Annotated in this window: 6 protein-coding genes; all 6 read right to left on the minus strand. The window is 60.9% G+C overall.

Annotated elements, in window-relative coordinates; genetic code table 11:
* Nucleotides 1-37: 37 nt before the first annotated feature.
* Nucleotides 38-6,049 (minus strand): MG2 domain-containing protein, encoded by a 6,012-nt coding sequence (locus HWX31_RS30045; protein ID WP_174963499.1) that lies wholly within the window; start codon nt 6,047-6,049, stop codon nt 38-40.
* Nucleotides 6,050-6,296: 247 nt separating this feature from the next.
* Entirely contained in the window at nt 6,297-6,956 is a 660-nt protein-coding gene (locus tag HWX31_RS30050; RefSeq protein WP_174963496.1) for a DUF6708 domain-containing protein, read from the minus strand.
* Nucleotides 6,938-7,189, minus strand: a complete 252-nt coding sequence (locus tag HWX31_RS30055; protein ID WP_174963494.1) for a hypothetical protein — start codon at nt 7,187-7,189, stop codon at nt 6,938-6,940. Before HWX31_RS30055 ends, HWX31_RS30050 begins: the two co-directional genes overlap by 19 nt.
* 355 nt (nt 7,190-7,544) lie before the next feature.
* Entirely contained in the window at nt 7,545-8,438 is an 894-nt protein-coding gene (locus tag HWX31_RS30060; protein ID WP_174963492.1) for a DUF6708 domain-containing protein, read from the minus strand.
* 352 nt (nt 8,439-8,790) lie between these two features.
* On the minus strand, nt 8,791-9,537 hold the full coding sequence (locus tag HWX31_RS30065; protein ID WP_174963490.1) for a DUF6708 domain-containing protein: 747 nt from the start codon (nt 9,535-9,537) through the stop codon (nt 8,791-8,793).
* Between the two features lie 249 nt (nt 9,538-9,786).
* Nucleotides 9,787-11,203: hypothetical protein (locus tag HWX31_RS30070; protein ID WP_175933998.1), on the minus strand; the 1,417-nt coding region annotated here is incomplete at its 5' end.

The following is an 11,203-nucleotide window of genomic DNA, read 5'->3' on the forward strand; positions in this document are numbered from 1 at the left end:
GCCGAACGCGGCGCACGCAACACACGTGATGCCGCGATCATCGCGCGCGCCCGACCGTGAGGGTCGCGCCGCCCGGCGACTGCGCCTGCACGCGCCGGTCGTACATCGACTCGCCATATGCGGGCGGCACGACGAAGCGGCCCGCGTTGCTCGCCTTGATCCGGTACACGAACTCGCGCACGTCGGTCGTCGCGGTGCCGTAGATCACCACGCGGTCCTCGCGCACGTCCGCGTATTCCGGCTGCCAGGTCGAGCCGGCGACGCCGATCGGCGAGCGCCACGGCGCATTCGCGGCGCTTGCCGCATCCGCGCCGTCGGCATCGCCGCTGCCGCCGCCGTCCTGCGCGTCGGTCGCGGGCGGCGGCGCGATCACCGGATCGAAGCCGCCCGGCAGCAGGTCGACGATCGCGACGTTGCCGACGCTCGCCGAGCCCGTCGCGCGGATCTTCAGGTGCACGTCGATTTCCTGGCCGAGCGTCACCTTGTCGAGCGGCTTGCCGCTCGTATCGGTGTACTCGCGCACGATCTCGAGGCCGTTCCTGATCGCCTTCGCCGACGTGCCCCGGTCGTAGCCCGACTGGCTCGCGATCCACCACGCGGGCAGCGCGCTGCCGTTCACGAAGTCGACCCGCGACGCGCCCGCGCCCCAGGTGCCCGAGCGCACGAGGTTCGCCTGCACCGACGACACGTCCTTCGGCGCGCCGCCCGCGCGCACCTCGTCGATCGCGAGCTTGTCGAGACCGCCCGCGTTCGCGCCCGCGTACGCGTCGAGCGCGAGGATCGTCATCGCCGACGACAGCGTGTTGTAGCGGTTGCGTTCGAGCGGCGCCGCGACGTTCTCCATCACGCGCGGCGACAGCTTGCGCACGCGCTCGGGGAAGTGCTTCGCGAGCAGGTACAGCACGCTCGCATCGCGCGTCAGCGGATCGATGTAGTAGCCGGCTTCGTACGGCTCGTTGCGCGCCGCCTTGCGCTCGAGCAGCCCCTGCGGGCCGGCGATCAGCGCCGCCGCCTCCTTGTCCTGCTTCAGCAGCTGGTACGACGCGGCGAGCCACGCGGCCGCGAGATCGGTCTTCCAGTCGTTCGGGTACGCGTCCTGCAGGCGCTTCTGCACCGCCGCGAGGCTGTTGGTCGTCACGTTGCCCTCGCGCGTCAGCAGGTACACCGCATACGCGCGCTGCCGCAGCAGGTCGAGCGAGCCGAGCCGGTCGTTCGCCGCGAGCTGCTGCAGGTACGCGCTGCCCGCGTCGAGCATGTCCTTCGGCACGGCCGCGCCGCGCTCGCGCGCATCGATCAGCACGTGCATCGCATACGCGGACACGAACGGATCGGCATCCGGCGTCGCGCTCCACAGCCCGAATCCGCCCTGCCCGTTCTGCCGGCTGCGCAGCGCGCCGAAGAACTGCGCAGCCGCGTCCGCGGCGGCTTTCTCGGCCGATGCATTCGATGCGGCCTGCGGCTGCCGCGGGCTCGTCAGCGCGCGCACCGACAGCCACTTCGACGCGAACAGGCGCGGCACGATCGCGCTCACCATCTGCTCGCTGCAGTAGTGGTCGAAATTGACGAGATACGACGCCAGCCCCTCCGACAGCACGAGCGGCGCGGTCGAGATGCTCGCGTCGCGCGCCGCATACGCGTCGTACATGCTGCGCAGGTTCGGCACGCTCGCCTTCTTGCCCGCGTCGAGCCGCGCGAAGTCGAGCTGCGTGCGGAACGCGGCGGCCGGCCGCACCGACACGTCGACGCTCTGCTGCGCGGCCTTCGCGCCGTAGCGTGCACCGAACGACAGCGTGCCGGAGCCGAGCGTGTCGGTCGCCTTCACGCGGAACAGCGCGACGCCTTCGCGCATCGGCGCGAGCGTGACGTTCTGCGTCGCCGGGCCGACCACCTGCAGCTGCGGGCCCGTCTTCAGCGTGACCGCCACCGGCACCGGCGCGTTGCCGACGCCCGTCAGGTTGTTCGCGACGCCGACGCTCACCTCCGCTTCGTCGCCCGGCGCGAGCGTGGCCGGCACGTTCGGCGACAGCACGAAATCGCCGCGCACGGTCGTCGCGCCTTCGTAGGTACCGACCAGGTCCGGCGACACCGACACGGCCATCACGCGCAGCCGGCCGTTGAAGTAGTCCGGCACCGTGTAGCTGACGCGCGCGTCGCCGTTCACGTCGACGATCCCCGACCAGTAGACGACCGGCTTGTCGCGCTTGCGCTTGAACGGATTGAGCTGGCGGCCGAGCGCGTCGTCGGCGTCGCCGCCGGGTGCCGCCATCGACATCAGCTTCTCGAAGTCCGGCAGGATCAGGTCGAGGATCTGCGACGTGCCGACTTCGAGCATCCGCTTGCGGAAGAAGAACTTCAGCGGATCGCCGAGCTTGTAGCGCGCGACCTGCAGGATGCCCTCGTCGACCGCGAACACGACGACCTTCGCGGGCTTCGCCGAATGCACGGTGAAGGTCGCCGCGTCGCCCGGCTTCACGAGCGCGGGCGCGTCGACCGACAGCGCGTTGCGGCGCGCGTCCAGGTTCACCGAGAACGGCACGACGCCGTAGCTCAGCGGGCTCATGAAGATCTCGTCCGACGACGGATCGCGAATGTACTGCACGTTGATGTAGCCGTTGCCTTCGAAGCCGGCCGGCACCTTGATGTGCTGGATCGAGCTCGTCGTGTCCGCATGGAACCACGCGTGCGCGTACACCTTGTCGCGCTCGATCGTGATCAGGCCGCTTCCCGCGTAGGGCGCGCGGATCGCGATCTCGACCTGCTCGCCCGGCTTGTAGTCGTGCTTGGCCAGGCTCACCTGCAGCTCTGCGTTGCGGTCGAGCGAGCGCGTCACGTTCGCGTCGCCCGCGACCGTGTACTCGATGCGGTTCACCGCGACGCCGTCCGCGCGGCGGATCACCAGCGCATAGCTGCCGGGTTTGTCGGTGCGCAGCGCGAAGTCGCGGCCCGCGGCGGGAAGCGTCAGCGGCTGCTCGTCGACCGGCACTTCCTTCAGCCGCGAGTCGTATTTGTACGCGCCCGAATCCTGCTTCGTCAGCACCGACACGTAGCGCTGCTCGACGAGCTGCGCGCGCAGGTCCTTCAAGTCGATCGCCTTCGCGCGCGGATCGATCGCGACGAGCCGCACCGTGCGCGGGCTGCCGCGCTTCACGTAGCCGAGATCGTCGACCGACCGGTAGCCGACCAGCCAGTCGTTGTTCGACACGAGCGTCTGCGCGCTCGCGGCGACGCTGCGCCCGCCTTCCGCTTCATAAGTCTTTGCCTGGAAGTAGAGCTGGTAGGTCGCGTCCGCGTACTTGCCGAGGTCGAGATCGAATTCCGCATGGCCCTTGTCGTCGGTCTGGCCGTCCTGCAGCGTGGTCGTGTAGCCCTCCTGCGCGCGCCGCGCGTCGAAGAAGCGGTAACCCTGCCAGCTGCGGAACGACGGCCATGCCGGCCGCAGCGTCAGCGTCGCCGCGACGCGGCGCTTCTCCGCCGGCGTGCCGAACAGGTTCTGCGCATCGACGATCCCCTTCAGCCCGTCCGGCTTCACCCAGCCTTCGATGACCTGCTGCGACAGCTTCGCGTCGACCTTCATCCGGTCCGGCAGGAATTCCTTCACCTGCACCGTCGTGCTGCCGATCGGCTCCGCGCCCGGCTGGCCGTCCTTGACGATATACAGGTTGATGGTCCACGCGCCGGTCGGCGCGGTCTCGGCAGTCGTATAGCCGAGCTCGGTGAAACCGGTCGCGTCGACGGTCACCGGCCGGCGCTCGACCGTCATCCCGCGCGGATCGACGATCTCGGCCTGCAGCGGCACGCCGGCCGGGCTGCGCGCCCAGTTCGCCGCCCGCACGATCAGGCCGACATGGATCGGGTCGCCGGGCCGGTACAGCCCGCGATCCGAGAACAGGTAGGCGGACAGCTGCCCCTGGCCGGTGGCGTTGCGCTCGCCGCCGACGTCGAAGCGCGAGAAGTCGAGCTGGCGGTCTTGTCCGGACACGGGCAGGAACGACAGGTCGCCGTCCTTCTTCACGACGTAAAGCTGCGGACGCTTCTCGCGCTCGAGCCCCTTGAACGCGGGGAAGTGCACGACGCCGTCGGCTGCGGTCGTCTGCGTGAACAGCGCCTGGCCGTTCACCGCCAGCACCGACACGGTCGCGCCCGCGACCGGGCGGCCCGAGCGAATCGACTGGATGAACACGTCCTGGCTGCCGTCGAGCGCGCGCTTGACGAGCATCCCGAGGTCCGTCACGACGATCAGGCGCGTGTCGCCGAGCGAGCTGTCTTCGTCGCTGCCGTCGCCGCCCGAATCCGCGCTGTCGGCGTGGTCCGGGTCGCCGTTGCCGTCCGCCGCCGCATCGTCGCCCTGGGCGGCGTCCGCGTGCTTCTTCTCCGCGGCCGGATCGTACTTGGACAGGTGCAGCAGGAACACGCCGCGCTTGCCGCCCTTCAGGTACTGGCCGAGATCGACGCCCTCGTAGTGCGCCTTGCCCGGCTCGCCCGCCGGGAACGCGCGCTTCTGCACGAAGCGCTCGACGATGTGGTCCTCGCTGAACGAATACGACAGTTCCGGGCGCGCGTACGTGCCGTGGTTGAAGCTGACGAGGTGCTGGAGCTGGTCGGGCACCACGCGGCCGATCTCGACCTTCATCCCGGGCAGGTTGCGCGACACGACCGAGATCCGCTTGCTGCCGCTCATCGACAGCAGCGAGCCGTCGGCCATGAAGCGCAGCAGCTTCGGATAGTCGGGCACCGTGAACACGCGCGTCACGGCCTTGCCGAGCAGGTAGCCGCCGGCCGACTTCAGGCCGTCGTCGAAGCGCACGTAAATGCGCTCGCCCGGCGTTGCGTGGTACTTGAAGCTCTGCAGCGTCGCGTAGTCGTTCTCGGTCGGGACTGGCTCGAGCGGCAGCGGCTTCGCCTGCTTCAGCACCGCGTCGCCGACGTCCGCGACGTTCCATTGGTAGGGCGGGTCGTCATCCGCCTGGTCGACGCCCGGCTTGCGCTTCGGCAGCACCCACGCTTTCGCGCGCGCGGCGAGCTCCGCGCTGCGCACGCCGTCGGACGTTTCCGCGACGAGCACCTGCTCGGGCTCGTAGCGGTCGTTGTCGACCAGTGTCGGCGACACGCCGTCGATCGACAGGCTGTAGAGGCCCGGCACGCCGACCGACGCGTGCAGCGCGTCCTTCGTGCCGTTGCCGCCGCGCGCGCTCGTCACGCCCTTGTCGACGTCGAGCCGCACCGACAGCGGGTCGCGCGGAATTTCGAGCGGCTGCGACTGCACCCAGGCGCTCAGCTTGCTCGCGTCGTAGTTGACCGTGTAGCGCAGCGGCGTCGCGCCCTTGCCGTCGCGGCCGACGAGCACGAGCCCGATGCGCTTCTCGAACGCCGCCGGATCGACCGGGTAGTTGAAGCGGACCTGCAGCAGCGCCTGCTTTTGCGCGGGGTTTTCCGGGTCCTGGTAGAACTGGGTGCTGCCCGTCTGCGCGGTGAATGCCGGCACGTCGAACGCGAAATGGTCGTCGGCCATCGTCACCTGCGGCGCGAACGCTTCATGCACCGCGAAGCGCCCTTCGACGTGCGCGCCGACCGGCCAGTCGGCCGCCGGCGTGAAGCGCAGCGTCTTGTCGTCGACCCATTGCCATACGCCCTTCAGCGCGGGCGTGATCTCGATCCCGCGCTCGACCGGCTTGCCGACGCGATCGAGCGGCGCGGCCGAATGCGAGAACGTGATGTCGAGCGGATGGACCGTCACCTTCGGCTTGCCGCTCTCGTCGGTGTCGTAGCTCGTGACGGCAGGCGGCTTCACGGTGAAGCTGACCGTTTCCGGTTCGGGCGGCTTCGGGCGGTGCTTGTACCAGTGCCAGCCGCCCGCCAGCGCGACCCCGAGCAGCACGGCGCCGCCGGCATGCCACGGGCGGCGGCGCACCGTCGCGACGGTGAAGCCCACCCAGGCGGGTGCACGCCATGACACGTCGCCGACGAGCGGCCTCAGCACGAGGCCGAGCAGACGCCAGACGAAACCGATCGCGCGAAACGGCAAGCGCAGCAAAAAACGCAGCAAATCCATGTTGTTGTTTCCTTGTCAAGGACGTGCTGCCGGCCTCGGCGACGTACCCCGGATCGTTATCTTTGACGGCGCGGCCCAGTTGCGCCGTGGATGCTTGGTATGCGTGATGCAGGCCCCGCCGCGCGCGGTGCGCAGGCCGGATTCGGCTGAACGCCGGCCTGCCGCCCGAGGCGGGACGCTGAATTATCGCGGAACGCGTGGCGATCGCGCCAGGGTGTGTTCACGACAAGACTTGGGGCGGCGTCGATCAATGTTCTTGTTTGTCACGGCGTTTCGCCCGTGCAAGCATTGCGGCCCAAACCTTGTCGTCCTTGGCGAACTCGCCTGTGATCTTCGGTTCCGCCCACTGGTGGGGATCGTTCGGTTCGATGGCCGAAGTCGCCTCGATTTCGGCGGGCCAGACAGGATCCTTGCAGCTTTGCATGACGAGCCAGCGCATGCAGGTCACCAGTGCCGCCGCGACCCAGTTGACGAGCGGTATCGGCAGAAAAATGTCGCAATACGATTTGGCCCAGAGGAAACAGTTCGCCCAGCTTCGGCTGGTCGAGGTACCAATCACCATGTCCTTGGGTAGGGCTTGCGGGCCCTGCTCCATATAGACGACAAGAAATTTCCAGATCTGACGAACCGGCTGCTCATCGCGACCGAAGAAATGGCCGACGGCAAAGGTATCGATCACGTTATCGCCATCCATCACGTGGCCGCGAATATCGGTGAGGTCGCGGTTAACTTCACCTTGTCCGATATGAAAATACACTTGATCCCATGGTACAGATAGCACTCCATTCCGACCATTGTGACGAAACACATGGATCATTCTTGTTTTTCGATTGAATCGAACCGGAAAGTGAGTTAAGCTAAAAAACTCTTTTCGAAGAGCAGGTTTCGCTACGAAAAAATAATCCATGAAAGCGCACCAAGAGAAAGAATTGAGAATGCACCAATAAAATACCCCCCTCCGCCAATCAAATATGGAACTATCACCACCAACAAAAAAATAACCATCATAAAAATAATACCTGGAGCAAGCACAGCCATTAATATGGTATCCACTCCACCACGTATCGTATACCATCGATCGATCATATCCAGATACGTGGAATTGAGGCGAATTAGGCTAGCCCGATCATCGACATTCATGCCATTAAGTTTCCTCAAGTCTCTAACAAGCCCGTCGGCGCAGCGCTCGTATCGGGAATACTGCCTTGGCGCCTTAAATGGATAGTCAAATCCGCTCTTCATGAATCAACCATTTGCAGTTTTTTGAGCGCAACCTTTCGATAAAAAATTAGTAAAATCGTTCACCGGTCGAAAATTTTCCGCACCCCGACTAAGCCACTCATTGCCAAACAATACCCATTAAACTGACAAACATATAAATCAGCATAAATTAATGCCGCCCCACAACAAAACAAACTCCATCTAACATCAAAACAAAAATGACTGACCCAAATGCAACGTAAATTACCGCAACCCTAATTTGGATCGGCGTCGATCAATGCTCTTGTCTGTCACGGCGTTTCGCCCGTGCAAGCATTGCGGCCCAAACCTTGTCGTCCTTGGCGAACTCGCCTGTGAACCTCGGTTCCGCCCACTGGTAGGGATCATTCGGTTCGATGGCCGACGTTGCCTCGATTTCGGCGGGCCAGACAGGATCCTTGCAGCTTTGCATGATGAGCCAGCGCATGCAGGTCACCAGTGCCGCCGCGACCCAGTTGACGAGCGGTATCGGCAGAAAAATGTCGCAATACGATTTGGCCCAGAGGAAACAGTTCGCCCAGCTTCGGCTGGTCGAGGTACCAATCACCATGTCCTTGGGTAGGGCCTGCGGGCCCTGTTCCATGTAGGTGACGATGAACTTCCAGATCTGACGAACCGGTTGCTCATCGCGACCGAAGAAATGGCCGACAGCAAAGGTATCGATCACGTCATCGCCATCCATCACGTGGCCGCGAATATCAGTGAGGTCGCGGTTAACTTCACCTTTTCCGATATGAAAATAAACTTGATCCCACGGCACAGATAGCACTCCGTTCGGACCATTGTGACGAAACACATGAATCATTCTTGTTTTTCGATTGAATCGAATTGGAAAATAACTGAAGCTAAAAAACTCCTTACTAAGCGGCGGCTTTGCCACCAAAAAGACAAGCCATGCCACCACCCCAAAAAATACAACCAAAAACACATCAACTATATAATTATTCTCAACAATCAATACCGGCATTATATGCACAAAAAAAGCATACAGCATCGCAATAAATATTCCGGGCGCTATCATCGCCATCAAAATGGTGTCTATCCCGCCACGGATCGTATACCACCGGTCTATCATATCCAGATACGTGGAATTGAGGCGAATTAGGCTAGCCCGATCATCGACATTCATGCCATTAAGTTTCCTCAAGTCTCTAACAAGCCCGTCGGCGCAGCGCTCGTATCGGGAATATTGCTTAGGCGCCTTAAATGGATAATCGAATCCGCTTTTCATAAATCAACCATTTGCAATTTTTGAGCGCAACCTTTCGATAAAAATTAGTAAAATCGCTCACCGGCCGGAAATTTTCCACACCCTGACTGGACCACTTATTACCGAACAATGCCCCTTAAATTTTCAAACATATAATCAGCAGAAGTTAATTCCACCCCACAACAAAACAAACTCCAGCCAACATCAAGACGGAAATGACAGTCCCAAATGCAACGTAAGTTACCGCAGCCCTAATTTGGATCGGCGTCGGTCAATGCTCTTGTTTGTCACGGCGTTTCGCCCGTGCAAGCATTGCGGCCCAAACCTTGTCGTCCTTGGCAAACTCGCCTGTGAACCTCGGTTCCGCCCACTGGTAGGGATCGTTCGGTTCGATAGCCGACGTCGCCTCGATTTCGGCGGGCCAGACAGGCTCTTTGCAGCTTTGCATGACGAGCCAGCGCATGCAGGTCACCAGTGCCGTCGCGACCCAGGTAATCAACGGTATCGGCAGCCAGATGTTGCAATACGATTTGGCCCAAAGGAAGCAGTTCGTCCAGCTTCGGCTGGTCGAGGTCTGAATTACCATGTCCTTGGGTAACGCTTGCGGGCCCTGCTCCATGTAGACGACAAGAAATTTCCAGATCTGGCGAACCGGTTGCTCATCGCGGCCAAAAAAATGGCCAACAGCAAAGGTATCGATTATGTTATCGCCATCCATTACGTGACCGCGAATATCGGTGAGATCGCGCTCGACCTCACCTTTTCCGATATGAAAATACGCTTGATCCCATGGCACAGACAACACTCCATTAGGACCACCGTGACGAAACACATGAATCATTCGCGTTTTACGGTTAAAGCGAATTGGGAAATAAGAATACGAAAAAAATTCTCGCCCCAATGTCCGCTTGATCATTCGCACCATACCCCACGACATCAAAGAAAAAAAAGTAATTGCAAAGACATCAACCAAATAATTCTTATCAGAAAATAAGTCGACAACCAAAACCCAGGTCACCGACAAAACCATTACAAAAAATACTATTACTATCAAAACCCCCAAAATGGTCTGTATACCCCCTCGAATCGAGTACCATCTATCTATCACTTCAAGATAGGTTGAATTAAACCCGATTAGACTAGATCGGTCGTCAGGCTCTACGCCGGCCAACAGTTTTGGGTCCCGTGGCAAACCATAATAACGCCTCTCATAATACGAATATTGCTTTGGCGATTTGAATGGGACAAAAAATCCACTTTCCATAATTCATTCACCCGCAAGTTTCGCAAGCGACGCTTGCTGATCCAACAATGACCCAAACCGCTCATTCTCTGAGAGCCTCCCAAGCTTTGATTGAGCCATCCACTGTTGAATCGCATTACTTTGAAATTTTGAAACCACCCACAAGGATGCCGCAATCAATATTCCGATTACAAAATAAACACCAGCCGTCATTAAAGACGCATAAACTGCCGCAAGTGCGACGTACGCCATCGCCCCACCCAACCCAACCATCAACACGCCAATAAAAAAGTTATATTTTTTCTCAACAAAACCCTGAATTACAGTAACAGATCCCATTCCAACTCCACCGGCGACACCCAGCCACTTTCCCGCCCCAATCAACCACCCAGCAGTAAAATTACGTGTGATATGCAAATAAGCAAGTACCCGACTAACCGCACTTTCCAACCAAGGCATTTTTTGCATTGAGCGTCCGGTTACCTCCACCGCAATCCCCAAAAACGCCGTCACCGCTGCTCCAAAATTCAATCCCAATAACTCCGTCTTCCCGCCCCGTACATAATCTCCGTAATACCCAATCACCGTCGCGGCAGCAAAGATCCCGACAATGACCCCCGCCTTGATTTCAGGGCGAGCCAATTCGCTTGCGGTTCTGGTCAGCAAGGATTCGAAGGTTTGCGGATCAACCGCAGCCAGCTTCTGCGCATTGCTGTAGCCTCTGCCCATCTGCGATAACTCGGAGCTATCGACGAGAAACATCCCGCGAGCCGGGATGCTCGCGGCGGCACGCGTTTCAACGATCAAATCCTCCGCGCTTTTATACAGATTCGATGCACCGCCCCCCGAGATCGCGTTGACCGCACGCGCCAACGTTCTGGCCGCCTGCTTCGGCGAGAGATCGCTCGATACTTCGATCAGTTCCAGATGGGGATTCTGCGCACGTGCGACACCCAGCATCAGTGCAATCAAACGTCGCTCCGGCAGCGCGGCCATTCCGGCCACCACGCCCTTGTTGATCACCTTCCCCAAACGTTCGGTGACGGGACCGAGAAGCTGAAACAAATATTTGCTGATATTCGTGAACGGACCTTGAAGGTTTTCGCCCATGCGTATCTTGACAAACGTATCTTTGACGGCATCGAGAATTCGAGCACTGATATCCCGCCACGGCACGTTAGGGCTGGTATTCTGGTCGGTCTGTGACTGCGACCAGGTCGTCGCGAGTTTCTGGTGGTTGAAAATCAATGCCCGGAGAATCGGGTTGTCGGGCAACATCGGATCCTTGCCCAGGCACCCGTTGAAAAAGGTTCGAGCATGACGCCGGCCGCTGGCATCGATGATGCAGCCGTGAACCACCTGCTGATAAATCACGCCGTTGCGGATATCGTTCGGATCGAAGTTGTGCGTGAAGTGGTCGATGAAGAAGCGGCTTTCGAGC

It is taken from the genome of Burkholderia ubonensis (genome assembly GCF_902833085.1).
Taxonomy (GTDB): domain Bacteria; phylum Pseudomonadota; class Gammaproteobacteria; order Burkholderiales; family Burkholderiaceae; genus Burkholderia; species Burkholderia ubonensis.

What these genes read in the sequence shown, in the direction of transcription:
- HWX31_RS30055 (WP_174963494.1), bottom strand. Translation starts at nt 7,189, where the DNA reads ATGAATGTCGATGATCGGGCTAGCCTAATTCGCCTCAATTCCACGTAT.
- HWX31_RS30045 (WP_174963499.1), bottom strand. Translation starts at nt 6,049, where the DNA reads ATGGATTTGCTGCGTTTTTTGCTGCGCTTGCCGTTTCGCGCGATCGGT.
- HWX31_RS30060 (WP_174963492.1), bottom strand. Translation starts at nt 8,438, where the DNA reads ATGAATGTCGATGATCGGGCTAGCCTAATTCGCCTCAATTCCACGTAT.
- HWX31_RS30050 (WP_174963496.1), bottom strand. Translation starts at nt 6,956, where the DNA reads ATGGATTATTTTTTCGTAGCGAAACCTGCTCTTCGAAAAGAGTTTTTT.